General features: G+C 67.7%; 17 protein-coding genes. 6 read left to right on the forward strand and 11 right to left on the reverse strand.

All coding sequences use genetic code 11. The features are described from left to right. Positions 1 to 369: 369 nt before the first annotated feature. Entirely contained in the window at positions 370 to 960 is a 591-nt protein-coding gene (locus AC5P1C_RS40995) for a ScbR family autoregulator-binding transcription factor (protein WP_493871091.1), read from the reverse strand. Positions 961 to 1,629: 669 nt separating this feature from the next. Beyond that, positions 1,630 to 2,280 (reverse strand): ScbR family autoregulator-binding transcription factor, encoded by a 651-nt coding sequence (locus AC5P1C_RS41000; RefSeq protein WP_493871092.1) that lies wholly within the window; start codon positions 2,278 to 2,280, stop codon positions 1,630 to 1,632. A 480-nt stretch (positions 2,281 to 2,760) separates the two neighbouring features. Here AC5P1C_RS41000 and AC5P1C_RS41005 point away from each other — a divergent pair, with 480 nt between their 5' ends. Together AC5P1C_RS41005 and AC5P1C_RS41010 are read left to right on the forward strand one after the other, a co-directional pair. Next, entirely contained in the window at positions 2,761 to 3,738 is a 978-nt protein-coding gene (locus tag AC5P1C_RS41005) for a ScbA/BarX family gamma-butyrolactone biosynthesis protein (protein WP_493871093.1), read from the forward strand. A 205-nt stretch (positions 3,739 to 3,943) separates the two neighbouring features. Then, on the forward strand, positions 3,944 to 4,618 hold the full coding sequence (locus AC5P1C_RS41010; protein ID WP_493871094.1) for a ScbR family autoregulator-binding transcription factor: 675 nt from the start codon (positions 3,944 to 3,946) through the stop codon (positions 4,616 to 4,618). Here AC5P1C_RS41010 and AC5P1C_RS41015 read toward each other — a convergent pair. Further along, entirely contained in the window at positions 4,573 to 6,111 is a 1,539-nt protein-coding gene (locus tag AC5P1C_RS41015; protein ID WP_493871095.1) for an FAD-dependent monooxygenase, read from the reverse strand. The genes AC5P1C_RS41010 and AC5P1C_RS41015 overlap by 46 nt on opposite strands. A gap of 230 nt (positions 6,112 to 6,341) precedes the next feature. Here AC5P1C_RS41015 and AC5P1C_RS41020 point away from each other — a divergent pair, with 230 nt between their 5' ends. Continuing rightward, positions 6,342 to 7,307 carry a ScbA/BarX family gamma-butyrolactone biosynthesis protein gene (locus AC5P1C_RS41020; RefSeq protein ID WP_493871096.1) on the forward strand — a complete coding sequence of 322 codons (966 nt, stop codon included), beginning with the start codon at positions 6,342 to 6,344 and terminating at the stop codon, positions 7,305 to 7,307. Between the two features lie 20 nt (positions 7,308 to 7,327). On the opposite strand, the gene AC5P1C_RS41025 is transcribed toward AC5P1C_RS41020, so the two are convergent. The 3 genes from AC5P1C_RS41025 to AC5P1C_RS41035 are packed head-to-tail and all read right to left on the reverse strand — an operon-like array spanning position 7,328 to position 10,301. Continuing rightward, complete coding sequence (locus tag AC5P1C_RS41025; protein WP_493871097.1) at positions 7,328 to 7,729, reverse strand: DUF6009 family protein; 402 nt, start codon at positions 7,727 to 7,729, stop codon at positions 7,328 to 7,330. After that, on the reverse strand, positions 7,726 to 9,255 hold the full coding sequence (locus AC5P1C_RS41030) for a DNA primase family protein (protein WP_493871098.1): 1,530 nt from the start codon (positions 9,253 to 9,255) through the stop codon (positions 7,726 to 7,728). The genes AC5P1C_RS41025 and AC5P1C_RS41030 overlap by 4 nt, the downstream gene beginning before the upstream one ends. Next, the gene (locus AC5P1C_RS41035) at positions 9,252 to 10,301 is read right to left on the reverse strand and encodes a bifunctional DNA primase/polymerase (protein WP_493871099.1); all 1,050 of its coding nucleotides are present in this window, start codon (positions 10,299 to 10,301) and stop codon (positions 9,252 to 9,254) included. The genes AC5P1C_RS41030 and AC5P1C_RS41035 overlap by 4 nt, the downstream gene beginning before the upstream one ends. Before the next feature lie 952 nt (positions 10,302 to 11,253). Here AC5P1C_RS41035 and AC5P1C_RS41040 point away from each other — a divergent pair. Next, a complete protein-coding gene (locus AC5P1C_RS41040) occupies positions 11,254 to 11,406 on the forward strand; it encodes a hypothetical protein (RefSeq protein WP_493871100.1) in 153 nt (50 codons plus the stop codon). Positions 11,407 to 11,527: 121 nt separating this feature from the next. On the opposite strand, the gene AC5P1C_RS41045 is transcribed toward AC5P1C_RS41040, so the two are convergent. The 4 genes from AC5P1C_RS41045 to AC5P1C_RS41060 form a co-directional block, all read right to left on the reverse strand. Then, entirely contained in the window at positions 11,528 to 12,601 is a 1,074-nt protein-coding gene (locus AC5P1C_RS41045; RefSeq protein ID WP_493871101.1) for a cell wall protein, read from the reverse strand. A 378-nt stretch (positions 12,602 to 12,979) separates the two neighbouring features. Next, positions 12,980 to 13,453 (reverse strand): hypothetical protein, encoded by a 474-nt coding sequence (locus tag AC5P1C_RS41050; protein WP_493871102.1) that lies wholly within the window; start codon positions 13,451 to 13,453, stop codon positions 12,980 to 12,982. A 401-nt stretch (positions 13,454 to 13,854) separates the two neighbouring features. Continuing rightward, positions 13,855 to 14,781, reverse strand: a complete 927-nt coding sequence (locus AC5P1C_RS41055) for a hypothetical protein (protein ID WP_493871103.1) — start codon at positions 14,779 to 14,781, stop codon at positions 13,855 to 13,857. Beyond that, positions 14,774 to 15,715 carry a ParA family protein gene (locus AC5P1C_RS41060; RefSeq protein ID WP_493871104.1) on the reverse strand — a complete coding sequence of 314 codons (942 nt, stop codon included), beginning with the start codon at positions 15,713 to 15,715 and terminating at the stop codon, positions 14,774 to 14,776. The genes AC5P1C_RS41055 and AC5P1C_RS41060 overlap by 8 nt, the downstream gene beginning before the upstream one ends. Before the next feature lie 1,140 nt (positions 15,716 to 16,855). Between AC5P1C_RS41060 and AC5P1C_RS41065 the strand changes: the two genes are divergently transcribed. Beyond that, on the forward strand, positions 16,856 to 18,133 hold the full coding sequence (locus AC5P1C_RS41065; protein WP_493871105.1) for a ParA family protein: 1,278 nt from the start codon (positions 16,856 to 16,858) through the stop codon (positions 18,131 to 18,133). Continuing rightward, positions 18,130 to 19,155 (forward strand): ParB/RepB/Spo0J family partition protein, encoded by a 1,026-nt coding sequence (locus AC5P1C_RS41070; RefSeq protein WP_493871106.1) that lies wholly within the window; start codon positions 18,130 to 18,132, stop codon positions 19,153 to 19,155. Before AC5P1C_RS41065 ends, AC5P1C_RS41070 begins: the two co-directional genes overlap by 4 nt. A gap of 51 nt (positions 19,156 to 19,206) precedes the next feature. Here AC5P1C_RS41070 and AC5P1C_RS41075 read toward each other — a convergent pair whose 3' ends face one another. Then, entirely contained in the window at positions 19,207 to 19,401 is a 195-nt protein-coding gene (locus tag AC5P1C_RS41075; RefSeq protein ID WP_493871107.1) for a helicase associated domain-containing protein, read from the reverse strand. Positions 19,402 to 19,447: the final 46 nt, after the last annotated feature.

The raw sequence follows: 19,447 nt of genomic DNA on the forward strand, positions 1-19,447 counted from the left end.
GCTTCGGCGCCGTCGGCATCACCGCAACCCCACCCACCCGCACACCCAACGGACCCAGAACATCAATATCCATCACGTCAAATCCCCTGTTCGTGAGTGGCCTGCATCCCGTGCTCATTCAGTAAAAAACCAGCAGTCCGGTTTGTCAATACCAGACCGCTCACGCTGTTTCCACAACCTCCCACCCCTTCCTCGAGCGCACCTAAAGCTCTGCGGGATTCGTCATGGATCACGAAAACCCCCTCGTCACAGGCTTAAGAGAGGGTGCGTGCAGCGAGCCGGCGGCCGCCGTCCGACGACCTTCAAGGGACTCAGTAGCCGTGATCGACGCGAAAAAACAGTCGCCGAGGTCTGTTTACCTGTCGGGTTTCAGACCGCTCCGCCCGTCAGCTGTGGCAACACCAGCTCCCAGAACGCGTCGATCCGCTGCCCCGAGAGCCACCCGCGGTCCCTGCCGCCAAGCACCTCGAAGCCCACGGTGGCCGCGACGATGGCCGGGGCGACCCGCTCCGGCGTCACGCCGTCCGCGAGCCCGCCCTCACGCTCAGCGCGCTCGAGCATGCCCTCGACCCACTCCTGCCAGTAGCGCCGCACATCGGCCGTCGCCCCGAGCGCGGGCTCATCCCCCAGCTCGAAGCCCGCCCGCACGACGACGTCCTCCGCCAGGCGGCTCATCAGACCGTGCGTCGCATCGACAAGCCCCTGCAGTGCCCCGCCACGCGCGCCGCCGTCCGGGACATCCTCGGTGATCGTCCGCAGCCTGCGCGTCGCCTCTTCCTCCACCGCCCGGGCCAGCTCCCGCTTCGTCTCGAAGTGGAAGTGCAGTGCCCCGTTACTGACACCGGTGCGCCGACTGATGTGGGAGAGCGAAGCCGCTGCGTACCCCTCGCGCGCGAAGACCTCCGCGGCGGACTGAATCAGAGATTGACGGGTCCGGACCGCCCGCTCCTGCTTGGCCATCGCTCACCTCTCCAACACGACCTGCCTCCGACGCGGCCAGGCCGACATTCACGGACTCATGACGTCGCCAGGCCCCCTGCGACGCGCGACCGAGGCCGTGCACTGCAAAGAACATGCCGCACTTTCGCCGCATTTCAACAAAACAAACCGGTGAGTTGGTTTTATCGATTCCTTAACGGTCGGAACGGTGCGGGGTCCAGTCGGCAACGTATCGCAGCCTGCCGGGACCGGGCCCACCGGGGCGGCTACAGACACCAATAGCGCCCCCGGGACCTGAGGTTACGCCCACGAGCGACCGCCCGACACCCCGCCTCCGTGCGCCGGGGATCACGTCTGGCGCAAAATGCATCGCACCGCAGCCCCCACTGGAGCCTGTGTCAACAAGCCAATCATCCCTTCCCGCCCAGCAAATAAACCGCCAAGTTGGTTTGTTTTCGATAGCGTAGCGGCACCCTCTCGTTGCTTTCCTGGCATGAAGCACGCAACGCGCCGCGCTCGCCCCTGCCTCCCGGCCCGCCGCGGACACGGACAAAGACGCGGGCACCGTCAGAGACACAAGCGCGCCCGCGGCACGGACGGCCGGACAGACCAACAGGCGGGCGAACGGCACCCGGAGAACCACCGGCCGCCGGACGAACAACCCGTCAGCCGAGCAACAGGCGTCAGCCGTCAGCCGACGGCCCCGGAACCGGCAGCCGCCAGCTCCCCGCCCTCCGGCGCCGCGGCCAGCGCCGGCAGCAGCAGGCGCCAGAACCAGGTGAGGGGATCGGGCAGGAGCCACTGCCCGTCATGGGACCCGAGGACCTCGATCCCGACCGTGACTGCGACCACCGCGACCGTCGCGTCCGCCGCGGAGACACCGGGCGCGAGCGCGCCCCCCGCCTCCGCCGACGCCAGCGCTCCGTGTACCCACTCGCGCCAGAAGTCCCGGAGGTCCTGGCCCGCCACCGCGCGCTCCCGCATCCCGCACAGGTCGAACCCCGCGCGCAGCACCACATCGCTGCCCAGGGCCCGTACGAAGTCGTGCGTGACGTCGATCAGGCACTGCAGCCCGCTCTCCTGGGCGGGCTCGCGGCCCGGCGCACCGCTCCCGGTGCCCGCGTCGACGATCCGGGCGAGCCGCGCCGCGGCGGACGCCGTGACCGCGTCCGCCAGGTCCGCCTTGGTGGCGAAGTGGAAGTACAGGGCGCCGTTGCTCACCTTGGCCCTGGCGGTGACCATGGCGAGCGAGGTCACCTCGAAGCCGTCGCGGTGGAAGAGCTCGGCGGCCGCCTCGATGAGCGCGTTCCGGGTCCGTACCGCACGTTCCTGTTTGGTCATCAGGGCTCCGTTGATGCGCTGGGCTGCTGGCTGCCGCCGCGCTCGCACGCACGCAGGCCCCGAGATCATCCGGCTCCCGGCTCGAGCATTGCTCGAGGCGTCCCAGTGAGCGCCTACAGCTCCCCCGTACGAATGCCGCGCCATCGACCGCGCGGCTGAACGATGTACATGGCCGCGCATCCGTTCGGGCCGCAAGGAGCCGGCACGGGGCGGCAATTGCCCGAACAGGCATGATCATGGCCCCTAGCAGGGAGTTCGGGCAGAAATCGGGCTTGGGGGGCTCATTCAAGTCACCGCGCAGTAGATTGAGCGCGGGATTATCGCCCGTTCTGGCCGGAGAGGTCGGAACGGAAGCCTCCATTTCCCGCCATGGAGCATTCCCCCGATGACTGTAGAAATAAAACCGGGTGGTCTGTATGTTGAGACCCGCGAGGCGCCCCATCCGGCGCCACTCTCCAGCCGCGAATCCGGGGGATCAACATGTCCACGAACACGTTCCGCCCCGCAGAAGACACCCTGCACCGGATGCCTGCCGCCCGGGCACCGCAGACCTGGCCCGCGGTCCGGCCGCAGGTCCAGCTCACCACCACGGTGCCCAAGGAGCTCGTGCACCGTGCCGCTCTCGCCGAGGTACTGCTCACCGGCCAGGAGCGCTACGACGACGCGCGGTTCGGGGTCACCGCCCAGTGGCCGCGCTGCCACAGCTTCTACGCGCCGGTCGCCGGGAACCACGACCCTCTGCTTGCTGCAGAAACGATCAGGCAAATCGGATTCCTGCTGCCGCACACCCAGTACGGCGTCCCGATCGGCCACCACTTCCTGTTGCGCAGCTTCTCGGTGTCGGTGCGGCCCGAGCACCTGGGCGTCGGCCACGCACCCGCGGACCTCGACATCGACGTGGCGTTCAGCGACGTCCGTACGCGCCGCGACGCGCACACCGGAGCCCGCTATGACGCTGTTCTCCGCCGCGCCGGAGAGACGATCGCCACGGGCGGCATCTCCTACACGTGCACCACTCCGTCCGCCTACCGCAGGCTGCGCGGCAACCAGGGCCAGCTGCAGATTCCGCTGACCGCGCCGGTCCCGCCGCAGAGCGTGGGCCGCATGTCGCCGACCGATGTGGTCCTCTCCCCCATCGGCGCCGACGACCGGTGGCAGCTGCGGGTCGACACCCGCCACCCGGTGCTGTTCGACCACCCGGTCGACCACGTGCCCGGGATGCTCCTGATCGAGGCCGCGCGCCAGGCGACAACGGCGGTACTCGGCCACTCCTCGGGCGTGATACCCGTACAGGTCGAGTCCGAGCACTACCGCTATGTCGAGCTGGACGCGCCCTGCTTCATCCGGGCGGTGCGGCTGACTGCGGACGCGTGCGGAGAAAGGGTCGAGGTCACCGGCGAGCAGGACGGCCAGGAGATGTTCCGCACCACCATCACCGCTGTCCCCGCCTCGCTGTAGGCCGCTTTTCGGCCCGACGCCCCGCACTGTCCCCTCCCGTGCCGCACGGCCTTTACACTCCGGCAGGCGCTGGGCCGCGCGCCGACACGGGCTCGATCGCGCCCCCATGAATGACGCCACCTCCCGGAGACGCTAAGATACGAACCTGACGGTTTTTTTCTATGAGCCTCCCCACGGTTCCAGGCTCTCGGAGGCGGTGGACAACATGGCAAAGCAAGATCGCGCGATTCGCACACAACGGACGATCCTGGCCGCAGCGGCCTCAGTTTTTGAGGAGCGTGGGTTCCAGGCGGCCACCATCACGGACATCCTCACCGCCGCAGGCGTGACCAAGGGCGCCCTGTACTTCCACTTCCAGTCCAAAGAGGACCTGGCGTACGGCGTGATGGAGGCGCAGGGGCGCCACATGGGGACCGTCCCGTCCCGCTCCTGCAAGACGCAGGAGGTCGTCGACACCGTCCTCCTGCAGACGTACCGGCTCCAGGAGGACCCGATGGTCCGGGCCGGTGTCCGGCTTGCCATGGATCAGCACGCGACGGAACTGGACCGCGGCACCTCGTTCCAGGACTGGGGCAAGGGCATGGCCGTCTTGCTCGGGCAGGCAAAGGAACAGGGCGAGTTGCTGCCCCATGTCGTGCCGGCGGACACCGCCGAACTCGTGGTGGGCGCCTATGCAGGTGTGCAGTCGATGTCGCAGGCCGTCAGCGGCTACACAGACCTGGACCACCGGACCTCGGTGCTGCTTCGCCACATCATGCCGAACGTGGTGCTGTCCTCCGTGCTCACCACGATCGACCTCACGCCCCAGCGCGGTGCGGCGATCTACGCCGAGGTTCAGGCGATCCAGGACGCGGCCGAGCTGGCTGACACCAGGGCCTGATCCGCCCCGGCCGACGCAAGCCACTCCTGGACCGGCGCGTCGAGGTCACCGGCGGCGTCCGAGGCCCAGGCGACGTATCCATCCGGGCGCAGCAGCAGGGCGGCGCGCGGCAGTCCGGCCGCCGGCTCTGCCCGTACGACACGCAGGACGTGCCGCAGGTCGTGCGGGACGTCGTACGCGGATCCGGTCCCCGCCCCTGCGAAACGCACCAGGAGCATCCGCCCGTCCTGGAGCAGCCGGATGACATCGACCGGCCCCTCGTCCGTGCTCAGTTCGCGGTTGCCGAGGAACCGCCCCTCCCACGCGGACGGCTGCCCGCTCCGCGGTGCCAGCACGGTGTCCTGCCCGCTGACCATCAGACCGAGCCGCTCCAGCTCCGCACCGGCGTCCGCCGCGCCCCCGGCAGCGGCGAGCTCCGCCAGCGATCCGGGCGTCCGCCCCGGCCGCATCAGGTCCACCTGCGTGCGCACCTGGTCCAGGAGCCGCCCGGCAGCCGGCCTGCGTTCGGTGTCGTAGGAGTCGAGCAGTCCCGGCGCGGCCGAGCCCCGCACGGTGAAGGCGAGCTTCCACCCGAGGTTGAGCGCGTCGAGCAGTCCCGTGCTCAGCCCCTGGGCGCCGACGGGGAAGTGCAGATGCGCGGCGTCCCCCACCAGGAGGACGCGCCCCGACCGGTAGGTGCGCGCGAGGCGTGAGAAGTCACTGAAGCGGCTCAGCCAGCGCGGTTCGTCCATGTCGATCTCGCGGCCCATGATCCGCGACGTCTCCCTGCGGAACTCCTCGAGTCCGAGCGGGAGTTTGTGGTCGGCGGGCGCGTGGAGGCAGTCGGCCACCCGCAGGTGCAGCCGTCCCTCGGCGGTCCGCTTGGCCACGACCCAGCCCTGCGGCGTCTGATGCCAGCCCGGCTCGGGCGCCTGCGGCCCGTCGCACCGGACGACGCCGACCATGGCGGCCACCGTCGGCAGGGTGGTGTCCGACGGAATCCGGCCGAGAGTACGCACCGTGCTGCGGGCCCCGTCGGCTCCGACGACGTAGGCGGCCGTCAACTCGGCCTGGCCGCCGGGGTGTTCGGCGCTCACCGTCACGTGGCCCTCGCTCTGGTCGAGTCCGGTCACCCGGTGGCGGCGCAGCACCTGCGCACCCGCGGCCAGCGCCCGCTGCTCGAAGACCCGCTCGAGATCGGCCTGCGGCTGCTTCAACAGCGGGTCGGGCTCGGCGGCGGGCGCGGTGAGCTCAAGGCCCCAGACGCCCGCGAAGTGGAACGGCGTGCTCCGTGTGCCGTCGCGCAGCGGGAGGGCGGGAGCGGGCAGATGGCCCCTGCGGGCCAGGACCTGCGCGGTGCGGGCGTGCAGGGTGGTGGCCCTGGGGCGCTCGGCCACCGTGGCCTGCTCTTCGAGGACCACCGTCCGCACTCCGTATCCGGCGAGGTCGGCGGCCAGGAGCAGTCCGACGGGGCCACCGCCGACGATCACCACATCTGTGCGGGCATACGCCATCGCGGTCGCTCCCCCTGAGCCGGAAAACCTGGGTATCCTCGAGCCGACGAAAATATACCGGATGGATGGTTGTTTTCAGGGTGTGGTCGCAGATCTCTTTCGGCCAATGCAGAAACCCTCCCCATTGGCAGCGACTTCGGGGTTGAAAACGAAACCGGTGGGTCCGTATCTTACGTACACGTGCTCGATCACATGGGCGTTTCTTCGGGGGGAGAAGTCTGATGAGTGTGATGACTTCAGGAGATTCGGCGCACAATGCAGCCGGCCCGGCCGAGGAAGGACACCCTGCCTCCGGCCCCGGGGCACCGCCCCGGACCACGACGGTACCGAGCGAATACGTGCACCGCTCATCGATGGCCGAAGTCTTTCTGACCAGCTGTTGCCGGACGAGCGACACCCGCTACACGCTCTCCGGTCAATGGCCGCGGGCGCACGCCTTCTTCAACGACCCCGACGGGCGGCACGATCCGCTGCTCGTGGCCGAGACGATGAAGCAGGTCGCCCTGTATCTCGCGCACGCCGAGCTGGGGGTGCCGCTGGGCCATCGCTTCATGCCGTGCGACCTGTCGTTCACCATCGACCCGGACGAGCTCGCCATCGGCACGGTGCCCAGCGACCTCAGCATCGAGGCCGACGGCACCGACCTCATGCGCAAGGGCAGCCGTCTGGTGGAATTCGGCCTGGACCTCACCATCCGCCGCGACGGCCATGCCCTGGCCACCGGCACCGTGCGCTTCGTCTGCCTCTCCCCCGGCGCCTACCACCGGGTGCGCGGCGCGGCCCCCCAGTCCCTGCCCGCCCAGCGGCCCTCGGACGTGACCCCGTCCGCCTTCGGCCGCGGCCTGCGGCGGGACGTCGTCCTGGCGTCGAGCGACCACCCCGGCCGCTGGCGCCTCAACCCGGACCCCGACCACCCGGTCCTGTTCGACTTCGGCGACGACCACATACCGTCGATGGTGCTCCTGGAGTCCGCACGCCAGGCGACGTGCGGACTGCTCGCCGACGTCCGCTCGCTGACCCTGACGGACATGTCCACGGAGTTCCACAGCTATGCCGAGTTCGGCCGACCCTGCTGGATCGAGGCCGCGCCTCTCTTCGTGCAGGGCGCCGGCACCATGAGCGTCCTGATCACCGGCAGCCAGGACGGCCGCCGGGTCTTCGGCTCGCAGGTCAGCGGGACCGTGACGCGGGGCTAGGGCCGACTGCTGCGGCCGCCTCACAGCGGCAGCGTGATCCCCATCTCCCGCATCGCCCGCGAGGGCGGCCCGCCCTCGGAGCGCTCCGTCTTGTAGCCCTTGCTGCTCGGGGCGAGCGTGCGCGGGTCGACCGCCTCCGCGGGGGCCGAACTCGCGTACAGACCGCCCGGATCGGAGTCCCGGTCGTGCGGCAGCAGCCAGAACACCCTGCGGCGGAAGGTCCCCGAGGAACGGGACGCCTTGGCCTGCGGGCCGAGCAGCGCGTAACCGACCATGCGTCCGTCACGGTGGTAGGCGGGCCTGCCGCGCCGGGTGGGCAGCCGGTCCAGGCTCTGGCGTACGTAGTCCAGGGCGTCGATGTCCTCGAGCCAGACGAGTTCCGCCTCGTGGGAGATCTCGTCCTTTGCGATGAGGGCACTCATGCTGTCTCCTCGTCGGCGAGCTTGGTGAGCAGTCCGATGCCCGGGTAGTACTTGCGCTGGTTGGAGAGGATCATCTCTTTCGGCGACTCCAGACCCACCACCTCCCGGATGCGGGCGGCAAATGCCCTGGACGAGCCCGCGGGAGCGCCTTCATTGTGGCACCACGCCCTGTAGGCGGCATACAACTGTGCTTGTTCCGCCCTCAGTTCGGGGTGGAGCACGCAGGACTCCCCGATGAACCGTCCGGTGTGGTCCTCGGTGTCCGCGTACGCCGTCGTGGCGATGCGCACCCGCTCCGGTCCTGTGAGGTCCTTCTCGCCGCGCAGATAGCGACGGGCGCCGTCGATCAGCCAGTTGAGAATGCCGGGTCCCTCCTCGGTGACCAGGATGTCGGCGAGGTTGTCGACCTTGCGTTCGTCGGAGACGACCCGCTCGAACGGGATGAGCCGCATCCGCCGCCAGAACGCGAAGCCGCCGCTGCCGACCTCGGGCCGGTGGTTGCCCAGCAGCCAGAGCTTGTGGGTGGGTTCGAAGGAGAAGAAGTCCTGCCGCATCCGCCGCGCCTTGATCCGGTCGCCGCCCGTGAGCAGCTTCACCCGGGCCTCGTCGAACTTGTCGCCCGGCTTGACCTCGCTGCACACGATGACCCGGCGGCCGTGGAGTTCGGCGAGGTCGGTGGGGTGGCCCTCATAGGGCCTGGCCATCAGGAAGCCCGGCGGCGCGGCGTCCGCGTAGTCGCCGAGGAGCTTCATGAGGACGTCGAGGAGTACCGACTTGCCGTTCTTGCCCGAGCCGAACAGGAACGGCATGACCTGGGCGCCGACGTCCCCGGTGAGCGAGTAGCCGAGCAGCAGGTGCAGGAAGTCGATCATCTCGGCGCCGTCGGGCCCGTCGCCGAAGGTGTCGGTGAGGAACCGCGTCCAGCGCGGCGTGGGCATGGGCCGCGGCGGCAGCGAGGTCGCACGGGAGTGGAAGTCCTTGCCCGGCTCCGCCCTGCGCAGGATGCCGGTCCGCAGGTCGATGATGCCCGCGGGCGTGCACAGGGTGTACGGATCGGCGTCCAGGAGCGCGGCGTTGAGGACCATGCCGGGAGCCGATCTGGCCTGGGTGAGCATGGCGTTCATGCCGCTGGTGGACAGGGCGCGGCGGCGGTGCTGCAGCAGCGCGGACGCGGAGTGGATGCCACGCGGGTCATCGGAGGCGATGGCCTCGGCGAGGTCACCCGCGGCCCACAGCACGGTGTCGTCCTCGTCGATCTGCCAGCGGGTGCCGTCCCAGCGGTACCAACCCAGGCCGGGGACATGCCGGTAGTCGTCCGCGTACAGCCTGACGAACAGCTTGGCGTTGCCGCGGTCGGTGAGCGTGTCCGGTAACAGGCCCTGGGCGGCGGCGAATTCGGCGGGCGCGTCACTGCGCTGCTGCGGCACCTGGGCGGGGAGCTGAGGCGGATCGGCGCCGGCGAGGATCTGAACGGCCACGGTTTCCGCGTCGAAGTTGAACAGGGGGTTGTCGTCGCCGGTGTTCAATGCTGTCCCCCGAGGGCCAGGGGCCGCCGTTCGCCGGCGCGCAGGCCGCTGCGGATGATCGCTTCACAGCGGCGTTCCTGTCCGGGGCGTACGTCGACGGCGAGCTCGGTGAGGGTCCGCTCGGCCTCGGCCAGGGAGAGGTACCCCGCCGCGACGAGCCCGCCCGCGGTGTAGGCGGCCCGGTTGAGCTTCTCGGAGAACGCGGCGCCCTCCGGCAGAGCGGCGCAGGCCGCCACTTCGGACAGGACCTTGTGCAGGGCCTTGGACGCGGCGCCACGTCCACCTCCGGCGGCTGCGACGGCCAGGCGGGCCCGCGGCGGCGGGGCCCAGGGGCCCAGGGGCGGCTGGCGGGCCGGGGCGAGGTGCCTGGTGCGCTCCAGCTCGGCGGCGAGCCAGTCGGGCAGCAGAGCGGGCTCACGGACGGCGTCGACGGGCGTGTACGTGCCGTCCGGGGTACGGGTCCCCGGCGCCACGATGTAGCCGCCGTGCGCCCGGATGTCGACCTGCCAGGCCAGAGCGCGGCCGCCGCTGGAGCCCGCGGAGGACTGCCATCGGTGCCCGGGGTGGGCCCGGTACCAGACGTGTAGGCCGCCGGAGGGAGTACGGACGCGCAAGGTCGCCGTGTCCGCGGCGGGGTTCCGCGCACCGCGCAGGGCGGCCAGCACACCGAGGGTGTGGAAGCCGTTGGCGAGCCCGGTGAGGTCGATGCCCTCGGCGATGCTGATGCCCGGCAGGAGCCGCTCCCGGTCGGGCAGCGGCTGCGCGTGCGCGTCGACATCGACGACGACCAGCCCAGCGGGCCCACAGGCGACACCCACCCCAAGACGGCCGCCTGCAACGCTCCCCCACCAGCTCTCGATCAGACCCGCATCGAGGGTGGCGGCACGGAAGCCATGACACCAACGGCCCTCCAGCAGACAGGAGCAGCCCTCGTGGGTGTGCCCCGGGGCGCGGCAGGCCGCGCAGTTGCCCGCGGGGGTCTTGCGCCCTGCGGCCAGAGGATGGACCGGCCACCCTTTGCCCGCGCACCACTTGGCCGTCGCCAACGCCCGTCCGCTGAACGACTGTTGTCTGCATGGAACCCGCAGCTCAGTAGCCATGTATTTCCCCCGTCAGCGACTGAAGCGACTCAATGACAGAAACAGGCTAGCGAACCTGGTATGAAAATTCGTGCTGTTGGGAAGGGAGGGACGATCACCGACCCGAGCGACCGAACCCTGACGCCAGCGACGGAAACCTGCTTCGGTAGCTGCCTGCCCAGCCGGAAGAAACAGCAGGTCAGCGGGCACGTAGACCCAGGAACAGCGACTCAAGCGACTCAAGTCGCCTATATATGACGCGCACACGCACGCGCACGCACACGCGAATGTCTCTACATACCCGAGGCTTCAGTCGCTTCAGTCGCTATCTACCTCTGAACACCCCTCTGAACAGCGGTTTTCCCCGAGACCAACGAAGCGACCGAGCAACGCTTCGGTCGCTCACCTTCAGTCGCTAACCGGAACCCACCCGGGGCACCGCCCTCGAGCGGACCTTGAGCGCTCATGGAGCGCGGTGCGGCTGGATGACTCTTTTCGGTCAAGGCTCCCGTGGGGTGAAGGCTCGCGTGATGATCCCGACGGTGGGTCGCTTGAGTCGCTGGCCCGGTCGAGGCCGGAGTGATGTCCGGATGCCATCTGGGACCGCCAACAGCCCTGAGCCATGCCAGTGGGCAACAGTCGGTTCCATGGCCCTGGCATCCCCGCTGTCCGACGAGCCGTCCGCCGAAGCAGTTCTGCGGGCGCGCTACACCAGCCGCCTGCCCGAACGCCTGGCCGACCTGGCCGACCTGTCCGGCCTGCACCGCCGGCTGCTCGCCGACGCCCTCGTGATCGGCTCCCCGTACCCCCTGGTGATCACCAGCGGCTACGCGGTCCAGGCGCCGGCCTGGTCGACCTGGAATCTCTCGGCCGCCGCCACGCCCGTATCGAGTTCAGCCTGCACGACCTCCGAGGCCGCTTGGTCGGCGCCGATTGGTACGAGGACGAGGAATTCACCGCCTACGGCCTGCCCCCGGAGGAGATCCAGGAGCTGCGAACCTGGCCCCTGGACTGGGCCACCGCCTCAACACGCGGCTGCACTCCGACCAAGCAGTCCCACCAGAAGGCCTAGATGTGTGGACTTGAGTCGCTTCGGTCGCTGATGAGAAGCATGAAGCCCCACTGATCTGGCCTTTTCCGCCAGCGACTCAACGGGCCATACCACGACGGTACGTATCGACGGAGGGGGACGTCTACGCACGACAGTGAGCAGGTCCGGCCAGGGCGGCTCGGCGGATGGCGTGCACACACAGGCGCGTGCCGTAGAGGTCGAGCGCGTCGTCGGGGTCCTCGGCGTAGTGGTCGGCCACCTCGGACCACTGGTCCCAGCTGTACAGACGGGCAAGGCGGCGGTCGGTGTCCGTGCGCGCGGGCTGCTGGAGGTCGGCCTGGGCCAGCCACTCCTGCCAGGCGACGTTCGACCGGGGGTCGCCCGCTGCGGCGTGCTCGCTCTCGCGGGCGATGGTCTCTTGGGCTTCGCGTACGAGGTGGGCGTGGATGTAGGCGGCAGGCCGGGCGGGCCGCCAGGTGAGGCACATCCCGATGAGTTCAGCGGCGATCTCGTGGGCATTAAGCCCACGGTCGAAGTAGGGCCGCAGGGAGAACGCAAGCCTTCGTAGGCCCTCGCGCTGAGTCCAGTTGACCAGGGCACGGACGGTGCGGGTCTCCAGGATTTCCCGGGCGGCCTGAGCCGGAGAGCGAGGAGCACTCGTCGGCTGGCTGTTCGATGATGGTCGGGACGGGGACTTGTGGTGTTCGGGGCGGCTCGCGCTCCGGCGCGAGGTGTAGTTAGAACCACCCCTCATCTGCACCTTTCCCCTTTCCTTAGCCATGGTCAGGGAAGGGGGCGCAAGGGCCGGGGAACGGGGCTCGTCCACCGGCGAGTTGTCCACAGGCTCCGGCGGGCTCTCGTGGCGTACGACGATCCGCGCGTCGTACCCGGAGCCCACGATCTCGTGCCCCATCGCATCGTCGTACGCGGGGGGAATGGCGGCCGCGTAAACGGTCGCGGTACCGGCGTACCCGCCAAGGCCCAGCTTGCGGCGGATGTTGGCCTTGGTGCCGTGCACGACCCAGACGAGGGCGCCGAGTTCGCGCAGCACGGCGATGTGGCGCTTCACGGTGGCTCTGGAGAGCTTGAGGCGGGAGGCGATGCCGTCCAGGCAGTACAGGACGTGACCGGTGCTGTAGTCCATGCGCTTGGCGAGGTCCTCGGCGATGCGCAGTGTCGTGGCGTTGGCCCGGGGGTGGGCGCCTGCCGAGACCAACCAGTGGGTGGCTCGCAGCCATCGGCGGGGGCCGCTGCGGCGGGACGAGGTGTGGGCGAGCTCTTGGGCGGCTCCACGGACAGTCGGGCAGCAGATGTCTGCTCGATGTGCCGGGGGCTGTGTCTGTTGAGGGTGAGTCTGCAGAGCTGATTTTGGCAACGCCGAACCAGCCCTCGTGGCGGCAGCGATGACTGGCTCCTGGACGAGGAAGTGGATGAGGCAAAAAGAAACCGCAACTCGGCGGAGTTCAGGGGAGCTTGCCGAGCCGGGTGTGGATGTTCAGTTGGGGAGGTTGCTGTGAAGGTCCTCTCGTTCAACTGGATGAGTGGGGGCGAAAGTCATGATCGGCATTGCTGCTCGATGTCCGAGCAGCAATGCCTACGCGGCGGGTGGCTGGCTGGGCTGGCGCCGCCGCCGCGACTTGAGTTGAGCTATGGCGTCGGGAAGCTCGGTCACCCACTGCCCGATGGGCACGCGGATCGCCACGCGCCCACCGAGGTGTCTGAGGTCGAAAGCTGCGCGTTCCGCGGGTGTGGTGACGAGATGTACGGAGTCCTCGAGGACCCACAGCGCGGTCTCGGGGGTGGTGTCGGTGTCGGACACCGCCTGCCGCGCTGCTTCGACCGCCATGGACTGCCAGAGCTCGAGGTCTTGTCGGGCACTGCGGGGTCGGCGTGTGCCGGGCCAGACGATCTGGGACACGAACGCGTACACGCGCAGGGCCACGACCGCGTCTTCGAAGTGCGGCTCGGTGAGGACGCCTTGGTCGCGGGCCTTCCAGGCCCACGATTCGCTCAGGCCTGCGGCCAAGGCGACCGCACTCGTGCTGAGTTGTTCGCTGGTCAGCGACATTGCTCTGACTCTTCCGCTAAGTGTGCTGATCGTCCTCATACGGTACAGCAGGAATTCGCTATTTCTCTCGCATCACTAGAGACTCGGGTGTGTTCTTCGGATCGGACATTTCCTTTCTATGAGGCACTTTTGAGGCACTGTTACTCGATCGGATGACGGTGAGTGTGTTGGTTTACTCTAGTGTCACAGGGATAGAAACAGAGTTTGTTAGATCGTTTGTTAGATCGTTTGTTGCAGCGTTGCAAGGGGCGTTGCTGCGGACGTTGTAACTGTCGTTGCACTGACGGTGCTTCAGTCATCGCGCTGCCTCACGAAACAGAGACAGAAAGATGGCGGTGGGGCCAGCACGTAGAACGTGCTGGCCCCACCGCCAAAGATTTCTGGGCTCAATCACCGCCCCCCTAGGGGGATTTGCGCCGCCTCTCGGGCCGCTGCAGCGGCCCCTCGGCCTCGAGCGCATCGAGATACTGCTCGACCACAACCGAGACGACGTGCGAGCCCTTCCGGGCGAAACCCGCCTCTTGCAACGTGAGGTTGAGCTTCGAGACCCACGCATAGGCGCTGGGGCCCACGCGGTAGGTCGACGGCTGAGCCTTCTCGGTGTCCCAGATCCGGTCCATCGCGAACTCGGAGGCCAGGTCGATGAGTTCGGACACATCCCCCGGCGCCTGCCTCAGCGCCGCATCCAGGTAATGACCGAGTGCCAGCTGGGCGTTGCCGCTCGTACGGCGATCCGCGTTCACGCGGTCCTTGAGCACGGCAAGGACATCGGGCGTGATCCGAAACCCGAACGACGTCCACGAGCTGGAGTGCATCTTGGCAGCCATGAAGCTTTCTTGGACCGCGGCATGAGCGCTGCCATGCGGTGTCTGCTGCCGACGGGGGCGCGTCGGCGCGGCAGGCTTCTCGGCAGCAGGACGGTCCTGCGGGCGCTCGTTGTCGGGCACCGCTGCCGGGGTGCCCGCGCTCGCGCTCGCTCTTGCCGGAGACGCCTTCTTCGGAGAGGTCTTTGCCCGGGCAGGCGTCGACACGGCCGGGATATCGGGCTCTTCGGCGGGTGCGGGAACCGGGTCAGCTACGGGCACCGTTGCCTGCGGTGGTGTGTCACCCCCGCCACGTGGCTGTGGAGTACGCGGCCCCGAGGGCTGCGCCGCGTCAGAGGCGGGCGCAGCAGGTTCAGCATCCGGGCCAGCGTCGGGCGTGCCCTGTCCCCCACCGATCCATGAACGGTTGGCCACATCGTCAGCGCCGGCAAGCAGCCCTTGCACCAGTTGGGCACCAGCAGGCTTGAACTGCTTCTTCTTCGGGCGCCCCTTGGACTCAGCCACCGGATGCCTCCAACTCGATGCGCTCCGGCATCTCCCACTTCTCCGTGGGCTGCCCCATGCGGGCGACGAGCTGACCCATGAGCTCGCTGTACATCTTGCCGGGGGTGTGACTCGCGAAGCGGATCACCGAAGGCACCCCGTAGGCAAAAGAGTCGCTGATCCGGTTGTCCTGACGGATGTCCGTGAGGAACGGGGCCAGGTCCGCATCCAGCATCCCGTTGCGGATGTTGACCTCCTGGGCCTTCCACCGTGAGGGAGGGTTCGAACGGTTCAGGACCGCCCCCAGGTACTGCGGCTCGCACTCGCCGCCCGTGCGGTCCTTGACGTACCGCACCGTCCCCCGGGTCGCGGCCGCGCCCTTCAGGGCTGGGTACTCCGGGACGCACACAGTAATGACGAAGTCCGCGGCCGCCAGAGCCGTGGCGGAGAGGGAGGAGACGGCGGGAGGAGTGTCGACGACAACGAAGTCGAAGGAGTCAGCGACTTCCATGAGCATCCTGCGCAGGATCGGGGTCGACTGGAACCCCTTCTTATGAATGAGGTCCTGAGCAGCCGTCATGGTCGACTCCTCGCACGCCAGCAGATGCAGCGTGCCGGCGTCCTCCCACTCCTCCAGGAGTTCGCTGCGGTCGAACCACAGGCTGGACAGGTCCATGCGCATGCCTTGCATGCGGGCCTGAAGCACCCAGCCCAGCGAACGGGCCAGCTGCTCCTCCCCCGCGAGGTTGACGCCCACGGCCGTTCCGGCCTGAGCCTGAGGGTCCAGGTCGACCGTCAGCACGCGCGCGCCCGCCAACGCCAGACCTGCAGCGAGGTTGACCGTCGTGCTGGTCTTGCCCACCCCTCCCTTCTGTGTCGCCACGGCGATGACCTTCATCGCGTGCCCGCCTCTCTCCAGTGTGTCCGGTGCGTCCGTTGATTCGTCAGCCCACATGTGTCACCAGGAATTTGAGGTTCCGGTACTCGTCTGTCTGGGGAGGATGAGCAGCCGATTTGACCGATTCTTCCAAGTTCCAGAGTCTCCGGTTCGCTCTTTTCCTCTAGTGACACGGGATTTCAGGCTTGACGATAACAGGACTGACTCTCCGAGGCGCGTGTGACGCGCGCGCCGGTTGCGAACGGATCCATCGGAGCCGTCGCGCGCGGATATCGGCGAGGGCGAGCGCATGCGCGTCCGCCCGCGTGCCGGCCTCATCGATGGACGCTCAGAAGGTCCGTTCGATGGCTCCCTCACGCTGGACGGTTCTGTCGATGGCTTCATGGATTGATCGTTCGTCACATCGTTCGTCACATTGTTTGTTGCGTCGTGCGTTGCGTGGTTAGGTCGCAAGATAGTTGCGTGCGCACATCGTTGGACAGTTAGAAACATCGTTGGTTTGTTTGATCTATCTAGTGAAAGTTACAGCGTTAGATCTAACAGAGCATGCAGGGTAAGTTGCAGTGCTCGCAACAGGGAACGTTCTTCCGTTGGTTCTGTAGTTGGTTCTACTCCAACATGCAGCGTGCGTTCTATCGTAAGTTGCAGCGTTGCAGAGTTCGTAGCATCTAGCGATGCAGTTGTAGTGCTAGAGCACGTAGCACTAATAGTTGCACTGTCAGTTGTACTCAATAGTGCAACTGACAGTGCACTACACAGAACATAGATCAGTGCAGCTCTAGATCTAGCCAACGCAACATCTAGCGTTGTAACTATCGTTGCAGCCATCGTTGTGCTTGTAGGTCGAGCGTCTGCGGGAGCGTAGCGGCACCCGATCGACTGCGGCGTCGCGGTCTGCGTCAGCCAGGCGGGCAATACCTGACCGGCCTGCTCGCCGATGTGCCATGTGCTGGCCCGTCATGACGGCGGAGCCGAGGCTATTACGCCGTAATAGAGCCCCGACGAGGGCCGCAGATTATTACGCCGTAATAGTCCTGTCGCGTGGGACGGGTAGGACGAACAACCCATAGCGGAGCGAGTAGGACAGGGAACGGACGACCTCGTACGCCGCTACCTATTACGGCGTAATAGCGAGGAGGGTGAAAGGTAACGTGTCGAAGTCGCATACGAGCAGCTGACGTTAGTAAGGTGTCCGCCATGAGCTCGCCAGCCAGCGACCGCGAGAAGGTCGTATCCAAACTCCCCAGCCAACTCCGACACGATCTGAAGATCCGAGCCGCCCAGTACCGGATCGACCTCCAGGACGCGGTAGAGCAGGGCATCGCTGCCTGGATGAACCTCGCCGCCGCCCCGGTCCCCCTGGACACTTCCGGCGCTGACTCCTTCTCTACCTGGCTCCCCGCGGGACAGTGGGCCTCCTTCACCCTGGTGGCCAAGGACCGCAAGGTCTCCCTGATCCAAGGCCTCGCCCAGGCGGTGACGCTGTGGCTGGACAGTAACCCGCCCCCCGCCGTGCAGCGCCGCAAGCACCCCAAGCGCCGCATCGTCTGCAACCAGAAGGGCGGCGTCGGCAAGACAGCCGTGACATCAGGCCTCGGCGCGGCACTTGCCGAGGACCCGGACTCGCTCCACCCGGTGCGGATCTCGCGGCACCTGGCCGACCAGATCGCCGCACAGGATGCCGCCGCACTCGACGAAGAGGCCAAGCGGACCCAGGCGAAGTCAGCGCTCAAGATTGAGGAGTTGCCGGGCCTGGGCCGACGCATCCTCATGGTTGACTTCGACCCGCAGCGCCACCTGACCAAGCAGCTCGGGCAGGACGACATCCCGATGAGCCCGGACTCGGACAGCCTCAGCAAGCACATGTCCGGCGAGGCCAAGGGAGACATCCACGACCTCGTCGTCACCATCGACGACGACCGCTACGGCAACCGCCTGGACCTGCTGCCCGGATGCAAGGACGCGTTCCTCCTGGACGTCGCCCTGTCCAAGGTGCGCTTCCGCGAAGCAGCACTCGAGCGAGCCCTGGCATCTCTCGAGGCCGATTACGACGAAATCATCGTCGACTGCCCGCCCAGCCTCGGACTCAGCATGGACGCCGCGATCTACTACGGCCGCCGCCGCGACGAGGAAGACACCGGCGTTTCGGGTCCCCTGATCATCGTGCAGGCCGAAGACAGCAGCGCCGACGCCTACGACCTCCTCATCGAGCAGATCGAAGACCTCCGAGAGGACATGGGCATCGAGCTCGACTACCTGGGCATCGTCGTCAACCTCTACGACCCGCGCCGCGGATACATCGCCACTTCCTCACTGGACGCCTGGATCGCCATAAAGGACCCACGCGTCGTCGCAGTCATCGGTGACCTGGGTGACCAGCGCAAGGCGGTCCGCGTCAAGCAGCCACTGCTGTCGTTCTCGCCTCGCGGTGAGCAGGCCATCACCATGCGCGCACTGGCAAGGGAGCTTTCATGAGCCGCGTCGCCGACCAACTGGGCACCGGCGCGTCCTTCGGCAGGACACGCGGCCAGGTGAGCGCCCGGCGTGCGGCGGTGGCCGCGGCAACGGGCGGCGTACCCACTGAGGGAGTCCCCGACCCGACCAAGCTTTCCGTCGACCTCATCAGCCCCAACCCCGACAACCCGCGAACCACCTTCGGTGACCTGACGGACCTGGGCAACAGCCTGAAGGACCACGGCCAGAAGCAAGCCGTCACGGTCATGAACCGCGACGCCTACGTCACTGCGAACCCGGCCCGCGAGAGTGAACTCGAGGACGGCACCACGTACGTAGTAGTCGATGGCAGCAGCCGCCTCTGGGCGGCTCGTGAGTTCGGCGTACCCGAGCTGAAGGTGATGGTCGACGACACCCAGGGCAGCACTGAGGACGAGCTCCTGGAATCGGCCCTGGTCGCCAACGTCCACCGCCAGGACCTCGAGCCGATGGACGAAGCGCGAGCGCTGCAGCGGCTGCTGGCCATCCACGGGACCCAGACCAAGCTCGCCAAGCGACTCCACAAGTCACAGGGCTGGGTCTCCCAGCGCCTGGCCCTGCTGGGCCTGACCCCGGAACTCCAGCAGAGCCTGGAAGAAGGTACCGAGAGCGTCGACCTGCTGCGGGCCGTGGGCAACAAGCCGGCCGAGCGGCAGCGGGAGGCACTGGAGGAACTGAAGGAGAAGAAGGCGGCAGAGGAGACCACCCGCCGACGCCGACCACGCACGTCCCGCGCCGACGACGAAAATTATTACGGCGTAATAGAGGACGGCGCGGAGATCGAGCCCACCGACTCCCACGAGCGTAGGAGTACGGCAGCGGCGACGGGGACGGTCGAATCGGCAAAGCAGACGAAGACGAGGCCGCGGGAACCGCTGCCGGAACTGGTGGGGATCCAGTCCATGCCCTTCGGCCGCCCCGAAGCGGTGCTGCGCGTCCTCGAGGACCACATGCCTGCCGACAAGCTGGAGCAGCTGATCAAACTACTCAACGACCGGACCTGAATGGGACACAGACGTAGGCACGGCAGTGTGCCGCCGACCGGCGGCACACTCCTACTGTTGCTGTGTCCACCGCATCCCGACCTTGGAGAGTTGCTCCATCCGCTCCCGCGTCAGCGTCGCGGCTCGGGTGCGTTGGTTGTTGATCCAGGCCCCAGCTTGAGTTCCCGGCGACGTGCTTCCTTTGGACCTGTAGGTGTCCCTCACGTTCGTAGAACTGCCGGGCGGCGGCGACGGAGTGCACGACACCGTCTCGGGGTGTGCTGCTGTGTTTCTCCTTGACCGGGGCCGTGGT

The sequence above is a fragment of the Streptomyces sp. A18 genome (genome assembly GCF_059026065.1).

Excerpts from the sequence above, each read along its gene's own strand:
- AC5P1C_RS40995 (WP_493871091.1), bottom strand. The coding sequence starts at position 960 with ATGGCCAAGCAGGAGCGGGCGGTCCGGACCCGTCAATCTCTGATTCAG.
- AC5P1C_RS41000 (WP_493871092.1), bottom strand. The coding sequence starts at position 2,280 with ATGACCAAACAGGAACGTGCGGTACGGACCCGGAACGCGCTCATCGAG.
- AC5P1C_RS41005 (WP_493871093.1), top strand. The coding sequence starts at position 2,761 with ATGTCCACGAACACGTTCCGCCCCGCAGAAGACACCCTGCACCGGATG.
- AC5P1C_RS41010 (WP_493871094.1), top strand. The coding sequence starts at position 3,944 with ATGGCAAAGCAAGATCGCGCGATTCGCACACAACGGACGATCCTGGCC.
- AC5P1C_RS41015 (WP_493871095.1), bottom strand. The coding sequence starts at position 6,111 with ATGGCGTATGCCCGCACAGATGTGGTGATCGTCGGCGGTGGCCCCGTC.
- AC5P1C_RS41020 (WP_493871096.1), top strand. The coding sequence starts at position 6,342 with ATGACTTCAGGAGATTCGGCGCACAATGCAGCCGGCCCGGCCGAGGAA.
- AC5P1C_RS41025 (WP_493871097.1), bottom strand. The coding sequence starts at position 7,729 with ATGAGTGCCCTCATCGCAAAGGACGAGATCTCCCACGAGGCGGAACTC.
- AC5P1C_RS41050 (WP_493871102.1), bottom strand. The coding sequence starts at position 13,453 with ATGTCGCTGACCAGCGAACAACTCAGCACGAGTGCGGTCGCCTTGGCC.
- AC5P1C_RS41060 (WP_493871104.1), bottom strand. The coding sequence starts at position 15,715 with ATGTGGGCTGACGAATCAACGGACGCACCGGACACACTGGAGAGAGGC.
- AC5P1C_RS41065 (WP_493871105.1), top strand. The coding sequence starts at position 16,856 with ATGAGCTCGCCAGCCAGCGACCGCGAGAAGGTCGTATCCAAACTCCCC.
- AC5P1C_RS41070 (WP_493871106.1), top strand. The coding sequence starts at position 18,130 with ATGAGCCGCGTCGCCGACCAACTGGGCACCGGCGCGTCCTTCGGCAGG.